This is a genomic window from Massilia atriviolacea, assembly GCF_003953935.1.
Classification (GTDB): domain Bacteria; phylum Pseudomonadota; class Gammaproteobacteria; order Burkholderiales; family Burkholderiaceae_D; genus Telluria_A; species Telluria_A atriviolacea.
Genome location: NZ_RXLQ01000001.1, coordinates 671871 through 688586, shown reverse-complemented (window position 1 = coordinate 688586; position 16716 = coordinate 671871). Strand labels below are relative to the sequence as shown.

The window sequence follows — 16716 nt, the reverse complement described above, 5'->3', positions numbered from 1 at the left end:
CGCTGCGGCGTTGCCCAACGCTCGCGGTGCTCGCACTGCGTCGCGTCGGGCGCACGGCAATCGCGTCCGGTTCTGGGCGCCGGAATTTCAGATCTATTTCTGTTCGGGTACCTGGGCGCGGGCGGCAGGCGCGCGTGACGCAAAAAAGCGGCCCGGCGGGCCGCTTCGTCGCTTCCGCAAGGCCGATTCAAATGGCGCTGTTGGCGATCTCGTTGGCGCGCTTGTTGATGTCGGCCAGCGTCTTCAGCATCGACAGCATGTTCTGGACCATCATGGCCATGTGGGTTTCGATTTCCTTGGCCTTGAGCATGGCCGCCGGGCTGTTGCTGCCGGCATGGGCAGCGGCCAGGTCGGCGTGCTGTTTCTCCAGCGCCTCCAGTTCGCGCATCTGGTGGGCAAAGGAGCCCGCAACCGGGTGCGACGGCGGCGCCGCATGGGCCGCCGGGGCGTGATGGGCGGCCGGGGCATGATGGGCGTGCGCGGCGCTGGCTGGCGCCCTGGCGTGCTGGCTGGCCGGGGTGTGCCCGCTTTGCTCGATCCGCGCCAGCATTTTCGCCGGCAGCGAGGTCAGGAAATCGGCCGCCTTGCCCAGCAACGAGCGCTTGGCGGGGGCGTCCGCTTCCTTGTGATTGTCGAGCTGCTGCGCCAGCGCGCTCGCCTGCTGTTGTATGGCGGGGGATACCGATGTCTCCTTTGGGGCAAGCTGCGCGGTGAGGTCGACCAGGGGCGGCACCGTGCCGCCGACCGGTCCCTTGGGCAGATCGTCGAGGTCGATCAGCGAGGCTTGCTTGTCCCCGGCTGCGGGGGCGAGGTGGGAGGTGAGGTCGCCCATCGGCGGCACCGTGGCGGCGGCGGCTGCTCCTTTCGGCAGGTCGTCGAGGTCGATTAGCGGCGCTTCCTCCCGCGCAGCCTCGGCGGTCTTGTTGTTGAAGGACGCGTGCATGCGGCTGGCGAAGTTGTTTTCCTTGGCGCGCATGGGGTTGCGTGCGGCCGCTCCGCCGGTCTGTGGCGGCGCGGGCGGGGGCGGGCTGTGTTCCGCTGTCTTTTGCGCTGTCTGCTCGGGTTTATTGAAGAGCGCGAGAATCTCGCTGTTGCTCATGCGCGCGCTGGTCTGGATGGGCATGCTGCCTCCGTGTGGGATGAAAAAGAAAAAGGGCGCCGTGTGGCGCGGTCAGGAATCGGGCATGTCGATGGCGTCGGCGCCGGCATCGACCGTCTGGCGGGCGGCGTTGCCGAAGGCGGCCCTAAGCGCGGCGGCGCCCGCCTGGAAATCGGCGCGCCATTCGCCGCCGCCGGCTTCCAGGCGGCAGGCCCCGCCCGTCAGGGTGGCGTCGGCCCGGACCTCCCACGCGCAATCGGCGGGCGCCAGCGCGCTGTCGTCGGGATGCAGGTACAGCACCGGCTGCGCCAGCGTGCGCGGCGTCTCCTGCAGCAGGCGCCGGCAGCTCGCTGCGAGCCGTTCGCGCGGCGTGCTCTCGGCCAGCGCGCGATCGAACAGGGCCAGGGCCAGGTCGACCGCCAGCGCCTGGGCGCCGTCGAGCAGGTCGGCGTGGCGCTGTTCGAGCTGGCGCAGCAGGGCGGCGGTGCGCTCCAGCGCCTGCTGTTCGGCGTCGGCCACCGCCGCGCGCGCCTCGTCGGCGGCGGCCCGGCGCACTTGTTCGGCCGCGCTCCTGGCCTCGTCGAGAATCTTTTCGGCGGCGGCGCGTGCGTCGCGCGTCAGCGTCAGCGCGCCGGCGCGCCACAGGCCGTACTCGGCGCGCAGCAGGGAATCGGTGGAAATCGTGGCGACACAGAAGTCGTTCATCGTCGTGCCTTGTTCAAGAGGGAATGGGGTGCTATGCGCCCTGCATGGCGCGCGCCCGGCACAGCAGCCAGCAGCGGCGCGCCCGTTCGGCGCCGGCCGCGCCCAGCGCTTGCGGCATGGCGGCCAGCACGGTGGCGATGCGCGCACCGACAGCGGCGTCCAGGCCGCAGCGCAGGCGCGGCCACAGGCCGGGGAAACCGGCCTCCAGGTGGCAGGCCAGTTCGCACAGGCCGCGCAATGCGAGCGTGTCGCTGTCCAGATAGAGCGGGCCGCCGTGGCAGGCCAGCGGCTGGGTCGAGGCCAGCCGCAGGCACCACGCCCGCTCGGCGGCGCACAGGGTCGCCAGCGCCGCCCCATCCTGGGTGCGCGCCGCCAGCAGGCCGCCGTACAGGCGCGCGGTGGCGCCGAGGGCGGCCGGATCGGTGCCGCTCGCCTCGGCCCAGGCCGGGTCGAAGCTGGGCGGCAGCGCCGGGGGCAGGCCGAGCTGGGCGCACCACAGGCGGTAGCCGTCGCGCAGCGACAGCGTCCCCGCCATGGCGGCGTGCGGCGGCGGCTGCGGGGCGGTGCGCCAGGGAGCGAACCACCAGTCGAGAAAACCGTCGGGCAGCGAAGCGGCGACGCTCATGCCCTAGTCCCGCACGGCGGCATCGGCGCTGAAGGCCGGCGGCTTGCCGAAGTGGCTCTTCAACATGGCCGCCAGGCGCGGATGGTAGCGGCCCAGCGCAAACAGCAGGCCGCCCAGCAAGGTGGCCGACAGCAGCGCCAGGCCGATCAGGGTCATCCGCAGCGACGTGGCCGAGCCGGCCTGGACGCGGAACGGACCGACTTCGCTCCAGTCGATCACCGGCGCCGTGTAGGCGCTCGACGCCATCACCACCGAGACCTTGGAGCGTCCGCCTTCGCCGGACAGGCCGGGGATGCTGGAGGCGACCAGCTGGCGGATGCGCGGCAGCAGGGTGTCTTCATCCATGGTGCCGTGGTATTTGACGAACACGGCGGCGGAAGACGGCTGGATCGGTTCGCCCGGTGCTATGCGTTCGGGCAACACCACGTGCACGCGCGCCGAGATCACGTTGTCGAACTGCTGCAGGGTCGATTCGAGTTCGGCCGACAGCGCATGGATGTAGCGCGCGCGTTCTTCGAGCGGGGTGGAAATCATGCTGTCCTTCTTGAACACCTGGCCCAGGTCGGACAGCGCGCGGCGCGGCAGGCCGGCCGCCTGCATGGCGGTGGTGGCGCGCGCGATGTCGTCGGCCTTGACGGTCAGGGTCACGCCTTCCTTGGTGGCGGCTTTCTGCGCCTCGATGCCGTGGCGGCTGAGCAGGGTGACGATTTCGTTGGCGTCGGCGTCGTTCAGGCCGACCTGCAGGTTGGCGCTCTTGCCGCAGCCGGCCAGCAGGGCGCACAGCGCCAGCGGCAGGAGCGGCGCCAGGAGGTGGCGTGACGGCGGCATGCTCATTGCAGCCGGGTGAGCTGGTCGAGCGCCGAGGCGGCCTTGGCGGCGGCCTTGGACACGAACTGCACGCGCGTCTGGTAGTCGCTCAGGGCCAGCGTGGCCTTCATCAGCTGCATCGAGTCGCCCGAGCGCGCCGCCTGCTCCAGGTTGCGCGAGATTAGCTGCTGGTCTTTTTTCAGCTCGCCCGACAGCGCGCCGGCGCGCTGCATCACGCGCTCGCCCAGCGAGACGGGGCCGTTGCCCGGCTGGGCCACCGGCCCGAGCGGGGCGGCGCCGCCCTTGGCGCCCTGGCCGAGCTCGCGCGCCATGATCTCGCGGAATTCGGTCTCGCTGACGGGACTGAGGTGCAGCGCGTCCTTGCCGGGGGCGCTTGGGCCTGCCGCGTCGGGCCCGGGAAGCGGCATTTTGCTGCTGAGGATATCGGTTACTTGCATGGCTGTACTCGCGCTGGAGGGTGGAAGGGGAGGGTTCAGCGAATGAGTGTCGGGCCCGGGCCGATGGTTCCACGGGCTTGTTTCGGAGATCGACGGGGATATATTTTCGATTCGGGCGAACCAAACGGGAGCAGGCTGCCACTCACCAGCAATGCCGGGCTGTCGCCGCTGCCGTTCATCATCCGCCAAGAGGAAGAAATAGCATGTCACACGATAATAATCCGATCACCCGGGCGCTGCGCCGCCTGGAAACCCACTTCGACGACGCCGACCAGCGCATGCGCGACTTCATGGCGGCCGAAGCCGCCGGCGACAAGCCGGACCCGGACAGCTTCCTGCACATGCTGGAGCAGCGCTCGGTGACCCGGCGCGCCATGGAGGCGCAGCACAAGCTGCATGAAAAGCCGCTCAAAACCGTTCTGACCGAGGCCAAATAAACCATGAGCGAACACGATCAACTGGCCCGCTGGTTGCGGGCCCAGCCGCTCGGGGCGCGCGTCGCCATCGACGGCGAAGCGGTCTGGCTGCGGCCGGACGAGGGCGGCGCCGAACTGGCGGCCTGCCTGTGGCCCAATCCCAGCGGCGAGCAGGTGCAGGCCGCGCTGCGCCAGGGCTTCTCGAGCGCGCAAGCCTTCGAGGCGGGCCTGAGCCTGTCCGACGACGGCTTGCTGCTGAGCCGCTGGCTGCCTGCCTGCGGCGGCTGGAACGACGCCGCGGCGGCGCTGGAACAATTGCTCGACCAGCTGGCCGCCTGGCGCGCCAGCCTGGGTGCGGCGGCCGAGCGGCCGCGCGCGGCCGCCGGCGGCGTCGCCCGCCACGAACAGCGCATGCGCCAGATGCTCGCCGGAGCACGGCCATGACGCGCCTGGCCTGCATTGCCCGCGGCGTCCTGCTGGCGGCCTGCCTGGCGCAGGCGGCGCCGGCCGCCGCCGTGGCGCCCGCCAGCTGGAACGAGACCGGTTTTGCCGTCGACGCCAAGGGCTTGCGCCTGTCGCGCGTGCTGGAGCAGTTCGGGGTGGCCTACGGAGTCCAGGTCGACAGCCGCGTTGCCGACGCCGTGCTGCCGCCGACCCGGATCAAGGCCGCCACCGGTACCGAATTCCTCGACCGCCTGGCCGCCAGCGCGGGTTTCCGCTGGTTCGTCTACAACGAGACGGTGTACGTGGTGCCGAGGGGCGAGCAGGTGTCGATGCGCCTGCAGGTCGGCGAAGACGCGGTGCAGGACGCCAAGGCCGCCCTGAGCGGGGTGGGCCTGTTCGATGCGCGCTTCGGCTGGGGCGAACTGCCCGACGAAGGCGTGGTCATCGTCAGCGGTCCGCGCGTCTACGTCGAGCTGGTGCGCTCGCTGCTGCTGCCGGACCGCAAGCCGGAAGAAGCCGCCAGCGGCAGGCAGGTGATGGTGTTCCGCCTCAAGTACGCCAGCGCCGCCGACCGCACCATCGCCGTGCGCGGCCAGAAGGAACTGGTCCCGGGCATCAAGACCATCCTCAGCCGGCTGCTCGACAGCGACCCGGCCCAGAAGCCCAGTGCGCTGCCGGACAAGGACTTCGACATCGCCAGCAGCAAGCCCTCGCGCCGCGCCCCGCTCGGCAAGGGCGGCGCGCGCGACGCCGACGAGGCGGCCGCCGACGTCCCCGAGCGCAAGCGTGGCGCCAAGGCCGCCGGCCGGGGCGAGCGCGTGCGCATCGACGCCGATCCCTCGCTCAACGCCGTCATCATCTACGACGACGTGGCCAAGCGCGCCACCTACCAGAGCCTGATCGCGCAGCTGGACGTGGAACCGCGCCAGGTCGAGATCGAAGCGCTGATCGTCGACATCGACCGCAGCAAGCTGAGCGAACTGGGCGTGGAGTGGGGCGTCAAGGACGGCAACAGGAGCGCCACCATCAACGCCGGCCCCGGCCAATCGCAGGGCATCGACCTGCCTTTGCCCGGTTCGACCCTGCTGATCAATAACGCCGGCCGCTTCTACGCGCGCCTGAAGGCGATGGAAGGCAATGGCGACGCCCGCGTGCTGGCCAAGCCGACCGTGCTCACGCTCGACAACGTGGCGGCGGTGCTGGACCTGAGCCAGACCGCCTACGTGCCGCTGGTCGGCGAGCGCGTGGCCGACCTGGCCGACATCACGGTCGGCACCATGCTGCGCGTGGTCCCGCGCATCGTGCAGGAGGGCGCGGCGATGCGGGTGCGGCTGGAGATCGATATCGAGGATGGCGCGATGGACAAGAACGGCGGCAAGAACAACGTGACCCGTTCCACCATCAGCAGCCAGGCCATCGTCGATGCCCAGCAGACGCTGATGATCGGCGGCTACCATGCGGAGTCGGTATCGCGCCAGAACCAGAAAGTACCCGTGCTGGGTGACGTGCCGCTGCTCGGCGGCCTGTTCCGCAGTTCCAGCGAAACCCATAGCGCGCGCGAGCGCCTGTTCCTGATCACGCCGCGCGTGATGAACAATCCCGGCATGGCGGCGGCCGAGCTGTCGCGCGCGAACAAGGCGGCGCGCCGGCTGGCGGCGGCCGAACAGCGCAAACAGGTGCGCCACGGCGAGCCGTCCCTGGCGCCGGCAGCTGTACCGGCGCCAGCACCGGCAGCCGTAGCCGCACCCGCGCCGGCCGCCGCACCGGCCGCCGCGCCAGAGGCAGAGGCCATGGCCGTAAACGTCAGGCCGATGATGCGCCGGGTGTCGCTGGCCGACACCCTGTGGCCCAAAAAGACGCGTCCCGGACCCTGCAAGCGGCAGGCGCTGTCATGGCGCTGAGGCCTGCCGCGCGCCTGTGCTGCCTGCTGCTGGTGTCGGGCATGCCGGCGGCGCAGGCGGCGCTGTTCAAGTATGTCGATCCGGTCACGCGCATGGCCAGCTATACCAACTACCGTCCCTCCCAGGCCGGTGCGCGCGAACTGGCGCTGCGGCTGGACGGGGCGCCGCGCCGGGTGGCCGCGCGCGTCAGGTCGCTGGCGACGGCGGCGGTGGCGGCGAGCGGGCCGATGCTGGGGCCGGCCAACTTTCCGCGCATCGACGCGGCGCGCCAGCGCGAACTCGACACCGGCCGCCGCCACATCATCGGCACCGAACTGCAGTCGGCGGAAGCGGAGCTGGCGCGCCTGCTGGCCGGCGGCGCCGCGCCCGACCAGATCGGCCGCCGGCGCGGCGACGTGGCCGCCCTGCGGCGCGAACTCGAACGTCTTCCTTAGCCTATTCCGGCGTGTATTCGAGCCGGTAGCCCTGGCTGTACGAGGTGCGGATGATCACGCGCCGCTCCGGGCCGAACTGCAGCTTCTTGCGCAGCTTGTAGACATGCTGCTCGATGGTGCGGCCCGCCACGTCGCTGTCGGCGCTCCAGATCGAGGCGCCGATGGTGCCGCGCGAGATGAACACCCCCGGCGACGAAAAGAACAGCCAGGCCATGGTGAACTCGCGCGGCGTCAGGTCCACCGTTTCGCCATCGTAGGCGGCGCTGGCCGCCTCGCGGTCGAGCGCGTACTTCCCCAGCGTGATGGTGCGGCGCACGCGGTTCGGATGGTGGCGCCGGATCACGGCGCGGATGCGCGCGATCGCTTCCACCGCCTCGAAATGCGCGCCGATGAAATCGTCGGCGCCGGCGTTGAGCGCCAGTGCCGCCATCTCTGGCGTGCCTTGCGATAGCGCGATGACCGGCGTGCTGTTGCCGGTGCGGCAGTTCAGCCAGGAGACGAAATCTTCGCTGTCGTCGCGGTGGTTGCCGATGTCGATCATCAGCAGCGCGAAGCCGCGCCGGCTCAGCATGCGCGACAGGCTATTTTCCGTAGCAAAGCGCTCGCAGCTGAAACCGGACTGTTGCAGCAAGGCTTGCAGCCTGGCGAACAGGCTGTCGCTGCGCACGTAGCAGCCGATGCTCTCAGAATTATTCAGCATGCTGTGGATCCCCGGAAATAGCCTTGATGTAGTGGTCAATGTTGCGACCGCTGTTGTATCAGCAAACCGCCTCGCGCCGCAAGGGATTTTTGCTTGGAGCCAATAACGACGGCCTGTCTGCGATATGCGTGGTGAATATTTTCAGAAAGATGGAACCGCTTCTACGCTGGCGACACTCATCGTCACTGGATGCGCGCAAGGTGCGCAGCCAGCTTGGCGAGGCCGGGTACATTTTTTTTCACGCGATGCTTCTGAATGTTGCTTATGCTTAATTCCCTCTTGTCTTTCCCCAGGCGCGGCCTGCTGTTGTGGCTGGGCGCATGCCTGCCGCTGGCGGCCGGCGCCGCGCTGCCGGCCGCAGTGCCGCAGCCCTTGCTGATGCCGGCGTACGGCATCCCGAACGCCGATGCGGAGTGCATGGACGAGGCGCCGCAGCCACGCGCCATCGTGGCCAGCATGTTCAAATCACAGCCGCAGCCGCGCGCCAGCAAGCTGGCCATGCTGGAGGCGCCCAGGCCGACCGTGTCGCGGCCGGCCGTTGCCAGGCCGGCGGTGCCGGCGCCAGCGCCGCCGTTACCGCTACCGCAGCCGCAGCCGCAGCCGCAGCCGCTCGCTGCGCCAGCCACGCAGGGCTGGCAGCTCAAGGCGGCCGACCGGACCCTGAAGACGGCGCTGCTGCGCTGGGCCGCCAGCGAAGGCTGGCAGCTGGTATGGGAAGCGCCGGTCGACTATGCGGTCGAACGCGACACCACCATCGGCGGCAGTTTCGAACAGGCCATCGAAGCGGTGGCGCACAGCATGGCCGGCGCCGAAACGCCCTTGCAGGCGATTTTCTACAAAGGCAACCGCGTCATCCGCATCGTCGCCAAGGGAGCGCAATCATGACAGCCCGATTTGTCACAGCGGTGGCGCTCTGTTCCACCCTGTCCGCATGCTCCGACATCGCGCGGCGCGACCCCCAGACCTTCGGCGACCCGGGCGGAAAAATCGCCGAGATGTCGCGCCAGGTCGGCACGGCCATGCCGCTCGCCGCGCCCGCCGTGGTGCATGCCGAGGGGGTCTGGCTCGGCCACAAGGCGATCAAGCTGGCCAATACGCCGACGCTGCCGCCGGTGTTCGGCGAGCCGGCCAACTTCGACCGCACCGTGTCGTCGCTGGCCGAACTGGCCGAGCGCATCACCATGCGCTCCGGGATTCCGACCAAGGTCAGTCCGGGCGCGCTGGCCGTCGCCAGCGGCGCACCGGCCCCGGGGACGCCGCCAGCGGCGGCAGGCGCCGGCACGGTGACGCCGATCGTCCCGCCGCTCAATGCCGCGCCGGCCAAGGGCGCCCCGTCCAAGGCCGAACCGGTGCACATCGCCTACCGCAACGGCAGCTTCCAGAACTTCCTCGACACCGTGGCCGCGCGCTATGGCGTCTACTGGAAATACACCAACGGCGCGATCCTGTTCTTCCACACCGAAGCGCGCACCTTCCAGATCAATGCGCTGCCGGGCGACGCCACCTTCAGCGCCACCGTCAGCAGCGGCGCGACCTCCAGCGGCGGCGTCTCGGGCGGCGGCCCCGGCGGCGGCAGCGGCAGCGGCACCAATGGCGTCAGCGCCAGCAACAACCAGAATACCGGCGTCAGCTCGCAGCTGTCGGTCTACTCGAACCTGCAGAAATCGGTCGGCGCCATGCTCTCCGCATACGGCCAGGTGGTGGCCTCGCCTGCCACCGGCAGCATCACCGTGGTCGATACGCCCGACGCCATGGAACGCATCGCCGCCTTCATCGACAGCGAGAACCAGGCCATGGCGCGCCAGATCGCGATCAATGTGACGGTGCTGTCGGTCACGCTCAGCGACGCCGACGAATACGGCATCAACTGGAACCTGGTGTACAGCAACCTGCTCAACACCTACGGCATCCGCAACACCATCGCCGGGACGCCCGGCAGCAGTCCGGCCGCGTTCTCGGCCGGCGTGCTGGCTTCGTCGAAGAGCAAGTTCGCGGGCAGCTCGCTGATGATCAAGGCGCTTTCGCAGCAGGGCAAGGTGCGGCGCCAGACCAGTGCCAGCGTGGTCACCCTGAACAACCAGCCGGTGCCGGTGCAGGTGGCCAAGCAGACCAGCTACCTGAAGTCGTCCGAAACGACCGTCTCGCCGCTGGCCGGTTCGACCACCTCGCTCACGCCCGGCGTGGTCACCTCGGGCTTCAACATGAGCATCCTGCCGCACCTGCTGGACGACGGCACGGTGATGCTGCAGTTCTCGACCGATATTTCGGCCCTGCGCCAGATCCGCCGGGTCAACAGCGGCGGCAGCGGCGACAGCACCAGCATCGAGTCGCCCGAACTGGACACCCGCAACTTCCTGCAGCGGGTCGCGATGAAGTCGAACGAAACGCTGATCATCAGCGGCTTCGAACAGACCGACGACGATATCGACCGCCAGGGCGTGGGCCATCCGTCCAACTTCCTGCTCGGCGGCGCCCTGGCGCGCAAGGCCAACAAGGAAGTGATCGTGATCCTGGTGACGCCGACCACCATGGCCGGCGGCTGAGGCGAGCGCGATGAGCACCCCCATCATCGAGCTCGGACGGCACAAATTCGTCTGCGGCCTGTTCTGGCAATCGCTGTCGCGCCCGCGCGAGCTGGCGCGCGAGGCGGCCGACCTGGCGCGCAAGATCGACTGCGATCTGGCCGTGCTGCGGCGCGAGTATTCGACCGCCCAGGCCGGCTTTGCGAAGAGCGGCAGCGGCCCGCGCCAGGCCCTGTATTCGCTGGCGGCGGCGGTGGCGAGCCGGCTGGCGCGCGACGGCGCCCACTACGACGGCGAAAACCAGCCGGTGCACAACTGGCTGGCGGCGTTCCGCCTGCCGGACGGGAACTGGGCCTATTTTGCTGTGCGCGACGCCAACTTCCTGCCCAACGGCGACTTCGCCGGCACGCGCGAGGAAGTCTTCGAGCGCCTGCACGGCGACTACGGCCTGGGCGGCTGGAACCTGGTCATCGGCGACGCCGAGCTGGAACACTACGGCTTTCACAATTTCAGCGAGCGCAGCATCGAGGAGCTGCTGGGCGACCCGGACGGCGGGCGCATCAAGGTCAGCAAGGCCTGGCTGCTGCGTCCGACCGCGCCGCGCATCCCGCCGCGCATGCTGGCCGCTGGCGCCGCCGCCTGCGCGCTGCTGGTGCTCGGCGCCGCCTTCGGCTGGCGCCAGTACCAGTTGCGCCAGCAGGCCCAGCGCATGGCCGTGCAGGCGGCGCAGGCCGCCCAGGCCGCCCAGGCCGCCCAGGCCGAACAGGCGCGCCTGGCCTTGCTGCCGTCCTTCAAGCCGGCGCCGAAGCCGGCGCCGCATCCGTGGATCCACAGCGCCGCCCCGAGCAGCGTGGCGCGCGCCTGCGTGGCCGGCTTGTCGCAGCTCGCGCCCGGCGGCTGGGCCCTGGTCGAATATACCTGCGGCGCACCCGAGCAGCGCTTCACCTGGAACCGCCAGGGATCGACCGTCGACATGCTGCTGGCGCAGGTGCCGCAAGCGCAGGTCGATATCGGCGGCGACACCGCGACCCTGGGACGGCCCTTCGCGCCCGGTGCGGGCGCCGACGATGTGCTGCTGCCGCGCCAGCAGCTGGTGGCCGGGATCCAGTCGCGCCTGCAGTTGATGAACCTGGGCCTGCACCTGGCCCTCAAAGCGCCGCCGCCGCTGCCGCCCGGCGGAAATAAAGATGGAACCATGGCGCCCGATTGGCACACCTATACGTATGCGATCGGGCCTGTCGGCATGTCGCCGCTGGAGGTGGCCGCGATCCTCGACATGCCGGGCATCCGGCTCGAGCGATTGCGCTACCGCGCCGGAATCTGGTCATTGGAAGGAGTCATTTATGCGAAATAGCCTGCGCCTGCTTTTCCTGCTGGCGGTGGCGGCGGTGCCCGCCGCCGCCGCCGCCCCCGTGTCCGCCGCCGCGCCGGGCGGCGCCAGCGCCTCCGACGCCCTGACCCGCATCGAGTCCGAGACCCTGGTGCTGAAAGCGCGCGAGCGCCAGCTGGCGGTCAAGGCGGCGATCGCCCAGCGCCAGAACGAGATCGCCGGGCGCCAGGACGAGGGTGCGCGCCTGGGCAGTGCGGCGCCCGGTTCCAGCCCGGTGGTGCAGTCGCTCGAAGGCATCGGCCAGCACCAGTACGCGACGCTGCGCTTCGAGAGCGGCGCCGTGGCCGAGGTGCGCGCCGGCGATGTGCTGGCCGGCGGCCTGCGCGTGCTGAGCGTCGAATCGAATGGCGTGATCGTCGAAACGGCGCGCAAGAAGCGCATGCGCCTGCACATGGCGGGCAATGCGCAGGCGCCGTTCAACCCGGCGCCGGCGCCGCTGCCGCCAGCGCTGGCGCGTCCGGCGGTGGCGCTGCCGCCGCTGTTCCCCGGCGCCACCGGGAGCGAGCGATGATCCCCTTCGCCAGCATCCGCAACGCCGCTTCCTCCAGGGCCGCGCCAGCGGCGCCATCGGCCTCCAAAGCCGGCGCCGCGCCGCAGGTACTGAGCCGCTCGGGCGACTTCGAAGGCAGCGCCGAGGAACGCAAGCTCCTGTGCCTGCTGTCGGACGGGCGCCTGCTGATCGCGCAGGGCCAGGAATCGAATCCGCACGTGCTGTCCTACCGCGCGCGCCTGCAGAAGATGGCGCGCGAGTGCACCGTCAGCGTGGTCGACATCGAGACCATCGCCGCCCTGTACAACAATGGCGCGGCCGAGCAGGGCGGGCGCCGCAACGAGCACTCGATGATGCAGGTGACCGCCAAGGAGCTGCTCAACCGCGCCTGCCGCGAACGCGCCTCGGACATCCACATCCGCGTGCGCCGCTGCAGCACCGAGACCTATTTCCGCATCCATAACGACTTGATCCGGGTCGGCAGCCAGACCTCGGAATACGGCGAGCGCCTGCTGGCCACCCTGTACGGCGCGATGACCTCGGTGTCCGACAGCTCGTACAAGCCGACCGAACGCCAGGACGCCAGCATCGCCGACCGCGACAAGCTGCCGCCGCAGCTGTACGGCGTGCGCATCGCCACCGCGCCCACCAGCGAAGGCACGCTGATGGTGCTGCGCCTGCTGTACAACGACGCCGGCGACACGGTCGACCTGCGTCCGCTGGGGTTCAGCGAGCTGCATGCCGACCAGCTGCAGAAGCTCAAGGAACAGCCGACCGGCATGAACATCATCAGCGGGCCGACCGGCTCGGGCAAGTCGACCACCTTGCAGCGCGTGCTGAGCGGCGCGATCCAGGAGGCCGGCCAGAAGCTGCACGTGCTGACCGTGGAAGACCCGGTCGAGTATCCGATCGACGGCGCGGTGCAGACCTCGGTGACCAACGCCGGCAGCGAGGAAGAACGTTCGCGCCTGTTCTCGGCGGCGATCAGCAACGCCATGCGGCTCGACCCGGACACCATCATGATCGGCGAAATGCGCGACAAGGCCTCGGCCCAGAGCGCGCTGCGGGCCTCGATGACCGGGCACCAGGTGTGGACCACGGTGCACGCCAACAGCGCCATGGCGATCGTCGACCGCCTGCTCGACCTGGGCCTGCCGATGAACATGGTGGCCGACCACCTGGTGGTGACCGGCTTGATCAGCCAGCGCCTGGTCAAGCTGCTGTGCCCCCATTGCAAGGTCAGGCTGCGCGAACAGCCGGACGCGCTGGCCTCGCCGCTGCTGGCGCGCGTGCGCCAGGCCACCGGCGCCGCCTTCGAGCAGGTGTGCGTGGCCGGCCCGGGCTGCCCCGAGTGCCGCGAGCAGGGCACGGCGGGGCGCACCGTGGTGGCCGAGGTGATCGTGCCCGATGCGCGCTTCTTCGATTTGATCCGCAGCGGCGCCAAAGGACAGGCGCTCGACTACTGGCGCCGCGAGCTGGGCGGCCAGACCCTGCTCGAACACGCGCTGCAGAAGGTGGCGGCGGGGCTGGTCGATCCGCGCATGGCCGAGAAAGTGGTGGGCCACCTGGCTGTGGATGCGCCGCGCGCCGAGCGCCACCTGAACGTGGTGGAGACCTTGCATGCAGGTTGACGTGCAACGCTGGTGGGCGCGTACCCAGTTCGGCGAGGCCGTGCGCCTGCGCGTGTACCGCAAGATCGCCGCCATGCTGGGCAACGGCGTGCCGCTGCTGAAAATCCTAGACGAGCTGTGGGAGCGCGCTTCCTTCGAAGGGCGCAAGCCGAACGAGCCGCTGGCCATCGTGCTGGCCGACTGCCGCCGCACGGTGCAGAACGGCCGCTTTCTGGGCGACGGGCTGGAATCGTGGATACCGAGCACCGAACGCATGATCATCCTGGCCGGCGAGCAGTCCGGGCGCCTGGAAGTGACCTTGCAGGTGCTGGCCGGGGTGGTCAAGTCGCAAAAGGAAATCAAGCGCGTGATCGTCGGCGGCCTGTCCTACCCGCTGGCGATCCTGGCGATGGTGCTGGCTTATTTATATGTGTTCGGGGTGACGGTGGTGCCGCAGTTCGCGCGCATGGTCGACCCGGAGAAGTGGCGCGGCTCGGCGCGCTCGCTGTACCTGATGTCGCAGCTGGTGCAGCAGTGGATGCTGCCGATCGTCGGCGGCCTGCTGCTGGTGCTGGTGGCGATCGCCCTGTCGATGCCGCGCTGGCGCGGCAACCTGCGCGTCGTGATGGACCGCTACGCGCCGTATTCGATCTACCGGCTGCAGGTCGGCAGCGGCTTCCTGATGGCGTTTTCGGCCCTGCAGTTCGCCGGCATCACGGTCGAAAAATCCCTGCAGCGCCTGTCCGGCCAGGCCCCGCCATGGCTGCGCGAACGCCTCGACGGCGCCCTGCTGGGGGTCAAGTCCGGCCTCAATTGCGGCGAGGCGCTGCGCAACGCCGGCTACGGTTTCCCGTCGCCCGAAGTGGTCGACGACCTGTGCGTGTATGCCGAATACAAGGGCTTCGCCGACGCGCTCAAGATCCTGGCCGACGAATGGCTGGCCGATGGCGTGGAGACGGTGAGCGCCCAGATGAAGGTGCTCAACGGCTTTTCGGTGGTCGCGCTGGCACTGGTGATCGCCTGGCTGGTGACGGGCTTTTTCGGCATCCAGCAGGAGATCGCCAGCATGACGCGCAGCATGCGCTGAACCGGATTCCTTTTTTTTAGTTTTTTTTACTTGCCCACCGACTGGAGAACACCATGAAACAACGTACCTACCCACGCCGCCAGGCCGGCGCCTCCCTGCTGGAAGCCATTGCCTACCTGGGCATTGCCGCCATCGTCATCCTGGGCGCGGTCTCGCTGCTGACCGGCGCCTTCAGCAGCGCCCAATCGAACCAGGCCGGCGAGGAAGTGACCGCCATCCGCACCGCCGTGCGCAAGCTGTACATGGGCCAGGGCTACGGCACCGGATCGCTCAACGGCACGCTGAAAACCGCCGCTGCCTTTCCCGGCACGCTGGCGGTGACCGCCGACGGCACCGCCACCAATGTCTGGGGCGGCAACGTGGTCGTCACCGGCGCCACCGGCAGCTTCACCATCGCCTACCCGGCCTTGCCGCAGGACGTCTGCCTGGCCACCCTGGTCGCGGCGAGCGGCTGGCAGTCGATCGCCTCGCCCGGGACGGCGTCGATCACCACGTTCCCGGTCACCCCGGCGGCGGCCGCCACCGCCTGCAGCGTGAGCGGGGCGGGCGGCAATGCCCTGACCTTCACCTCCAACTGAACCCGAAACCATCGATCCTCGTATGCTTGACGCAACCGCAGTCCGCCAACTGGTCTTTTCCGACCTGTACCTGGGCCATCCCACGCTGGAGGACCGCTTTTGCGACGTCCCCGGCGCCAGTGCCAATCCGCTGCGCGCCAGCAGCGCGCTGCGGGGCGATCTCGACCTGCTGATCGGGGTCTGCAAGGAGGCGCTGGCGGGCAAGAGCGCGCCGGAGCGCTGCAAGGTGGCGCACGACGGCGTCGACTACCACATGACCACCATGCTGACGGCGGGCGGGCAGGTGTTCGTGCTGCGCCGGATCGCCGGCGCGATCCGTTCGCTGGCCGAACTGGGCATCCCCAACGCCTTCATCCCGACGCTGCTGGCGCGCGGGCTGTCCGGCCTGTTCCTGGTGGCCGGCGCGGCCAAGTCGGGCAAGACCAGCAGCGCCTGCGCCATGGTCAAGGAGCGCCTGGCGGCGCACGGCGGCGTGGCCGTGACCGGCGAATCGCTGATCGAACTGCCGCTCGAAGGCGCCTACGGCGACGGCGTCTGCTACCAGACCGGCACCGGCGCCGACGCCAGTTTTGCGGAGGCGCTGCGGCGGGTGCTGGGGACCGGCGCGCATATCATCCTGCTCGACGAGATCCGCGACCAGGAGGCAGCCGTGGCCGCGCTGCGCGCCAGCATCGACGGCTACCTCCTGATCAGCACCATGCGCGCCGACAGCGCCACCCAGGCCTTCGGCAAGCTCGAATCGCTGGCCGCCGAGCGCCTCGGCGCGGTGCACGCGCGCGCGCTGATGGCCGACGGCCTGGCCGGCGTGCTGCACCAGCAGCTTGCCGCCGGCGCCAGGGTCACCCTCAAGACCGACCTGCTTCTGTTGAAGGATGCGCCGTGCGCGCGCAGCCACGTGCGCAACGGCCAGTACGAGCTGCTCGCTCCCATCGCCAGGCAGCAGATGGCGGCCCTGATCGGGTCCGGCGCGGCCCAGCGGCTGGCGCAGCGCTAGGCCATGTTCAACGCCATGATCGTCGCCGCGCTGCTGGCGCTCACCACCTGGTACTGCGCGCTGCAGGGCGACTCCGGCGCACTGGCCACCCGCAGCGCGCAGCGCGGCCAGGCCAGCGCCATGGCCGCCTACCGCCAGACGGTGGTGGCGTACTTTACCGCCCATCCCGAGCGCTACCAGGCCGCGCCCGCGCCGCAGCCGGCGATGCCGGCCGGGCAGGGCGGCTTTGCCAACTACCGCCTGGCCGACGGCACCATCCTGGTGTACGCGCTGGCGCCGCAGCCCGGCCTGACCGGCGAGCTGCTGGCGCTGTCGCAGCGCTCGCACATGGTGGGCCGCTTCAGCGACGGCGTATTCCGTTCGGCGCTCTCGGGCGCGCCGAGCGCCATCGCCACGCCGCCGCTGGCGATTCCGAACGGCGGCCCGGTGTGGCTGGCCGCCGCCAACTAAGGACAG

General features: G+C 69.9%; 20 protein-coding genes. 14 read left to right on the top strand and 6 right to left on the bottom strand.

Translation table 11 applies throughout. From position 1 onward, the window contains the following. Window positions 1-187: 187 nt before the first annotated feature. From EJB06_RS02955 to EJB06_RS02940, 5 genes are read right to left on the bottom strand one after another with little or no spacing between them, the layout of a single operon-like run. Window positions 188-1123: a hypothetical protein gene (locus EJB06_RS02955; protein ID WP_126072487.1), complete on the bottom strand. Its 936-nt coding sequence runs from the start codon at window positions 1121-1123 to the stop codon at window positions 188-190. A 48-nt stretch (window positions 1124-1171) separates the two neighbouring features. After that, window positions 1172-1804: a FliH/SctL family protein gene (locus EJB06_RS31685; RefSeq protein ID WP_164557788.1), complete on the bottom strand. Its 633-nt coding sequence runs from the start codon at window positions 1802-1804 to the stop codon at window positions 1172-1174. 31 nt (window positions 1805-1835) lie between these two features. Continuing rightward, entirely contained in the window at window positions 1836-2429 is a 594-nt protein-coding gene (locus EJB06_RS31680; protein ID WP_164557787.1) for a hypothetical protein, read from the bottom strand. A gap of 3 nt (window positions 2430-2432) precedes the next feature. Further along, entirely contained in the window at window positions 2433-3257 is an 825-nt protein-coding gene (gene sctJ, locus EJB06_RS02945; RefSeq protein ID WP_198420742.1) for a type III secretion system inner membrane ring lipoprotein SctJ, read from the bottom strand. A 2-nt stretch (window positions 3258-3259) separates the two neighbouring features. Next, a complete protein-coding gene (locus EJB06_RS02940; protein WP_126072484.1) occupies window positions 3260-3694 on the bottom strand; it encodes an EscF/YscF/HrpA family type III secretion system needle major subunit in 435 nt (144 codons plus the stop codon). A gap of 203 nt (window positions 3695-3897) precedes the next feature. Between EJB06_RS02940 and EJB06_RS02935 the strand changes: the two genes are divergently transcribed. Genes EJB06_RS02935 through EJB06_RS02920 form a run of 4 tightly spaced genes read left to right on the top strand, consistent with a single transcriptional unit; the run spans window position 3898 to window position 6889 of the window. Then, window positions 3898-4131: a hypothetical protein gene (locus EJB06_RS02935; protein WP_126072483.1), complete on the top strand. Its 234-nt coding sequence runs from the start codon at window positions 3898-3900 to the stop codon at window positions 4129-4131. 3 nt (window positions 4132-4134) lie between these two features. Next, window positions 4135-4554: a hypothetical protein gene (locus EJB06_RS02930; protein ID WP_126072482.1), complete on the top strand. Its 420-nt coding sequence runs from the start codon at window positions 4135-4137 to the stop codon at window positions 4552-4554. Further along, entirely contained in the window at window positions 4551-6455 is a 1905-nt protein-coding gene (gene sctC, locus EJB06_RS02925) for a type III secretion system outer membrane ring subunit SctC (RefSeq protein WP_126072481.1), read from the top strand. The genes EJB06_RS02930 and sctC overlap by 4 nt, the downstream gene beginning before the upstream one ends. Then, window positions 6446-6889, top strand: coding sequence for a hypothetical protein (locus EJB06_RS02920; RefSeq protein ID WP_126072480.1), 444 nt, complete (start codon window positions 6446-6448; stop codon window positions 6887-6889). The genes sctC and EJB06_RS02920 overlap by 10 nt, the downstream gene beginning before the upstream one ends. Window position 6890: 1 nt before the next feature. On the opposite strand, the gene EJB06_RS02915 is transcribed toward EJB06_RS02920, so the two are convergent. Further along, window positions 6891-7589 carry a response regulator transcription factor gene (locus tag EJB06_RS02915; RefSeq protein WP_126072479.1) on the bottom strand — a complete coding sequence of 233 codons (699 nt, stop codon included), beginning with the start codon at window positions 7587-7589 and terminating at the stop codon, window positions 6891-6893. A 38-nt stretch (window positions 7590-7627) separates the two neighbouring features. Here EJB06_RS02915 and EJB06_RS02910 point away from each other — a divergent pair, with 38 nt between their 5' ends. The 10 genes from EJB06_RS02910 to pilM are packed head-to-tail and all read left to right on the top strand — an operon-like array spanning window position 7628 to window position 16710. Next, complete coding sequence (locus EJB06_RS02910) at window positions 7628-7861, top strand: hypothetical protein (protein WP_126072478.1); 234 nt, start codon at window positions 7628-7630, stop codon at window positions 7859-7861. Then, the gene (locus EJB06_RS02905; RefSeq protein ID WP_229426890.1) at window positions 7854-8474 is read left to right on the top strand and encodes a toxin co-regulated pilus biosynthesis Q family protein; all 621 of its coding nucleotides are present in this window, start codon (window positions 7854-7856) and stop codon (window positions 8472-8474) included. Before EJB06_RS02910 ends, EJB06_RS02905 begins: the two co-directional genes overlap by 8 nt. Beyond that, entirely contained in the window at window positions 8471-10132 is a 1662-nt protein-coding gene (gene pilN, locus EJB06_RS02900) for a PilN family type IVB pilus formation outer membrane protein (protein WP_126072477.1), read from the top strand. The genes EJB06_RS02905 and pilN overlap by 4 nt, the downstream gene beginning before the upstream one ends. 10 nt (window positions 10133-10142) lie before the next feature. Beyond that, entirely contained in the window at window positions 10143-11465 is a 1323-nt protein-coding gene (gene pilO2 / locus EJB06_RS02895; protein ID WP_126072476.1) for a type 4b pilus protein PilO2, read from the top strand. Continuing rightward, window positions 11455-12012, top strand: a complete 558-nt coding sequence (gene pilP, locus EJB06_RS02890; protein ID WP_126072475.1) for a type IV pilus biogenesis protein PilP — start codon at window positions 11455-11457, stop codon at window positions 12010-12012. The genes pilO2 and pilP overlap by 11 nt, the downstream gene beginning before the upstream one ends. After that, complete coding sequence (locus tag EJB06_RS02885; RefSeq protein WP_126072474.1) at window positions 12009-13622, top strand: GspE/PulE family protein; 1614 nt, start codon at window positions 12009-12011, stop codon at window positions 13620-13622. The genes pilP and EJB06_RS02885 overlap by 4 nt, the downstream gene beginning before the upstream one ends. Beyond that, window positions 13612-14688, top strand: coding sequence for a type II secretion system F family protein (locus tag EJB06_RS02880; protein ID WP_126072473.1), 1077 nt, complete (start codon window positions 13612-13614; stop codon window positions 14686-14688). Before EJB06_RS02885 ends, EJB06_RS02880 begins: the two co-directional genes overlap by 11 nt. 53 nt (window positions 14689-14741) lie before the next feature. Then, a complete protein-coding gene (locus EJB06_RS02875) occupies window positions 14742-15266 on the top strand; it encodes a type 4 pilus major pilin (RefSeq protein ID WP_126072472.1) in 525 nt (174 codons plus the stop codon). Window positions 15267-15288: 22 nt separating this feature from the next. Beyond that, the gene (locus EJB06_RS02870; protein ID WP_126072471.1) at window positions 15289-16260 is read left to right on the top strand and encodes an ATPase, T2SS/T4P/T4SS family; all 972 of its coding nucleotides are present in this window, start codon (window positions 15289-15291) and stop codon (window positions 16258-16260) included. A 3-nt stretch (window positions 16261-16263) separates the two neighbouring features. Next, window positions 16264-16710, top strand: a complete 447-nt coding sequence (gene pilM, locus EJB06_RS02865; protein WP_126072470.1) for a type IV pilus biogenesis protein PilM — start codon at window positions 16264-16266, stop codon at window positions 16708-16710. The last annotated feature ends 6 nt before the right edge of the window (window positions 16711-16716 follow it).

Excerpts from the sequence above, each read along its gene's own strand:
- pilM (WP_126072470.1), top strand. The coding sequence starts at position 16,264 with ATGTTCAACGCCATGATCGTCGCCGCGCTGCTGGCGCTCACCACCTGG.
- EJB06_RS02955 (WP_126072487.1), bottom strand. The coding sequence starts at position 1,123 with ATGCCCATCCAGACCAGCGCGCGCATGAGCAACAGCGAGATTCTCGCG.
- pilO2 (WP_126072476.1), top strand. The coding sequence starts at position 10,143 with ATGAGCACCCCCATCATCGAGCTCGGACGGCACAAATTCGTCTGCGGC.
- EJB06_RS02875 (WP_126072472.1), top strand. The coding sequence starts at position 14,742 with ATGAAACAACGTACCTACCCACGCCGCCAGGCCGGCGCCTCCCTGCTG.
- EJB06_RS02940 (WP_126072484.1), bottom strand. The coding sequence starts at position 3,694 with ATGCAAGTAACCGATATCCTCAGCAGCAAAATGCCGCTTCCCGGGCCC.
- EJB06_RS31685 (WP_164557788.1), bottom strand. The coding sequence starts at position 1,804 with ATGAACGACTTCTGTGTCGCCACGATTTCCACCGATTCCCTGCTGCGC.
- sctJ (WP_198420742.1), bottom strand. The coding sequence starts at position 3,257 with ATGCCGCCGTCACGCCACCTCCTGGCGCCGCTCCTGCCGCTGGCGCTG.
- EJB06_RS02935 (WP_126072483.1), top strand. The coding sequence starts at position 3,898 with ATGTCACACGATAATAATCCGATCACCCGGGCGCTGCGCCGCCTGGAA.
- EJB06_RS02920 (WP_126072480.1), top strand. The coding sequence starts at position 6,446 with ATGGCGCTGAGGCCTGCCGCGCGCCTGTGCTGCCTGCTGCTGGTGTCG.
- EJB06_RS02870 (WP_126072471.1), top strand. The coding sequence starts at position 15,289 with ATGCTTGACGCAACCGCAGTCCGCCAACTGGTCTTTTCCGACCTGTAC.
- pilP (WP_126072475.1), top strand. The coding sequence starts at position 11,455 with ATGCGAAATAGCCTGCGCCTGCTTTTCCTGCTGGCGGTGGCGGCGGTG.
- EJB06_RS02910 (WP_126072478.1), top strand. The coding sequence starts at position 7,628 with ATGTTGCGACCGCTGTTGTATCAGCAAACCGCCTCGCGCCGCAAGGGA.
- EJB06_RS02930 (WP_126072482.1), top strand. The coding sequence starts at position 4,135 with ATGAGCGAACACGATCAACTGGCCCGCTGGTTGCGGGCCCAGCCGCTC.
- EJB06_RS02905 (WP_229426890.1), top strand. The coding sequence starts at position 7,854 with ATGCTTAATTCCCTCTTGTCTTTCCCCAGGCGCGGCCTGCTGTTGTGG.
- EJB06_RS02880 (WP_126072473.1), top strand. The coding sequence starts at position 13,612 with ATGCAGGTTGACGTGCAACGCTGGTGGGCGCGTACCCAGTTCGGCGAG.
- pilN (WP_126072477.1), top strand. The coding sequence starts at position 8,471 with ATGACAGCCCGATTTGTCACAGCGGTGGCGCTCTGTTCCACCCTGTCC.
- EJB06_RS31680 (WP_164557787.1), bottom strand. The coding sequence starts at position 2,429 with ATGAGCGTCGCCGCTTCGCTGCCCGACGGTTTTCTCGACTGGTGGTTC.
- sctC (WP_126072481.1), top strand. The coding sequence starts at position 4,551 with ATGACGCGCCTGGCCTGCATTGCCCGCGGCGTCCTGCTGGCGGCCTGC.
- EJB06_RS02915 (WP_126072479.1), bottom strand. The coding sequence starts at position 7,589 with ATGCTGAATAATTCTGAGAGCATCGGCTGCTACGTGCGCAGCGACAGC.
- EJB06_RS02885 (WP_126072474.1), top strand. The coding sequence starts at position 12,009 with ATGATCCCCTTCGCCAGCATCCGCAACGCCGCTTCCTCCAGGGCCGCG.